Source organism: Dietzia sp. DQ11-38-2 (genome assembly GCF_014145055.1).
Lineage (GTDB): Bacteria > Actinomycetota > Actinomycetes > Mycobacteriales > Mycobacteriaceae > Dietzia.
On the sequence record NZ_JAALDW010000160.1, the window covers coordinates 1 to 1825 of the forward strand.

2 protein-coding genes are annotated in these 1825 nt (G+C 68.9%); one reads left to right on the plus strand and one right to left on the minus strand.

Annotated elements, in window-relative coordinates; translation table 11 throughout:
- Positions 1-234, minus strand: a 234-nt coding sequence (locus tag G6026_RS06270) for a hypothetical protein (RefSeq protein ID WP_182612593.1), incomplete at its 3' end; no start/stop codon positions are given.
- A gap of 192 nt (positions 235-426) precedes the next feature.
- On the opposite strand from G6026_RS06270, the gene G6026_RS06275 reads away from it, so the two are divergent.
- Complete coding sequence (locus G6026_RS06275) at positions 427-1815, plus strand: M1 family metallopeptidase (protein ID WP_182612595.1); 1389 nt, start codon at positions 427-429, stop codon at positions 1813-1815.
- The last annotated feature ends 10 nt before the right edge of the window (positions 1816-1825 follow it).

Here is a 1825-nt window from a genome sequence, read left to right on the forward strand (position 1 = left end):
CCGCTGCCAGGCCATCACGGCGAACAGAAGCACCGCGTACGGCACCATCGCCCAGTCGGAGAACATGATCGCGATGGTCCCGGCCCCCATCACCACCGCGATGACCGCGGTGAACCAGGCGAAGACCCGGGCGTCGCGCGTGGAGCTGACCGGCGGGCGCCCCTCGGCCTCCGCGAGGAGCCTGGCGGCCTCGGCGCGATCGACCGCGCCGGTGGTGTGATTCTCCGTGGTCATGACTTCACCTTTCTCGACACTTCCCCGGGCACTCGCCCGGCCGATGACCCCACACTAGGAAACTACTTTCCTAGTTGGCAAGTAGTTTCCGCAGAGCGCGGATCCGACGGCGGTGGCGGGCGTCAGCGGCACCGGCGGCGACGGCGACCGTGGCGATCCCCCGGGTCCACTACACTCGCGCAGGTCATGGAATTGAAGGCAGTCAAGAAGGACCTCATCGCCAAGATCGCCGCACCCCGCGATTCGTCGCGCGCCGATCCGGTGGATCCCTACCTGCCCAGCGCCGGGAACCACGGCTACCGGGTGACCCGGTACGAACTGGACCTCACCTACAAGATGAGCTCCAACAACCTGCGCGGTCAGGCCGTGATCACCGCCACGGCCACCGAACCGCTCGAGTCCGTTCAGCTCGACCTGTCCCCCCACCTCGACGTCTCCAAGGTCTCGCTCGACCGCGGCCGGGTCGCCCGGTACGGCCGGCCGCGGGGCAAGCTCAGCGTCACCCCGACCGACCCGATCCCCGTGGGCGCGGCGTTCACCCTCACCATCCGGTACTCGGGCAACCCGCGCCCCATCCGCGGCGCCTGGGGGGAGGTCGGTTGGGAGGAACTGACCGACGGCGTCCTGGTGGCGAACCAGCCCAACGGGGCCGCCAGCTGGTTCCCGTGCGACGACCACCCCTCGTCCAAGGCCCCGTTCCGGATCCGTCTCACCACGGACTCGCCGTACCGCGCCGTCGTGACGGGGTCGCTGGTGGGCAAGAAGCGCAGTGGCAGCACCACCACGTGGGAGTTCGACCTCCCGCAGCCCACCTCCACCTACCTCGTGACCATCAACCTGGGACGGTACGAGCACCTGGAGGTGACGGGCGGCTCGGTGCCGGTCCACGCCTATCTTCCCGCGGACCTCAAGCGGGACTTCCGGGTGGCGTTCGCCCGCCAGCTCGAGATGATCGACGTCTTCACCGACCTGTTCGGCCCGTACCCCTTCGGCGAGTACAAGGTGGTGGTGACCGACGACGAGCTGCAGATCCCTCTCGAGGCGATGGGAATGTCCACGTTCGGCCGCAACACCGCCGAGGCGGGGACGGACGACGAACGGCTGATCGCCCACGAACTCGCCCACCAGTGGTTCGGCAACGCCGTCACCGCCGCCGAGTGGAAGCACATCTGGCTCCACGAGGGCTTCGCCTGCTACGCCGAGTGGCTGTGGACGGAGTTCTCCGGCGGCGCGGACGCGGGCAGCCACGCGCTGCGCTACTACTCCAAGCTGCAGAACTCCCCCCAGGATCTGCTGCTGTCCGATCCCGGCCCCAAGGACATGTTCGACGACCGCGTCTACAAGCGCGGTGCGCTCGCCCTGCACGCGCTGCGCCTGACCATCGGCGACGAGCAGTTCTTCCGGTTGCTCCGCGGCTGGGTGGTCAAGTACTCGGGAAAGACCGCGACCACCGACGACTTCCTCCACATGGCCGCGGACCACTCCCCCGTGGATCTGCGGCCCCTGTGGTCCGCCTGGCTGTTCTCCGAACCGTTGCCGCCCACCCTCGGCATGCCCGATGACCACTCCGGCCGCCGCTGACCCGACCCCC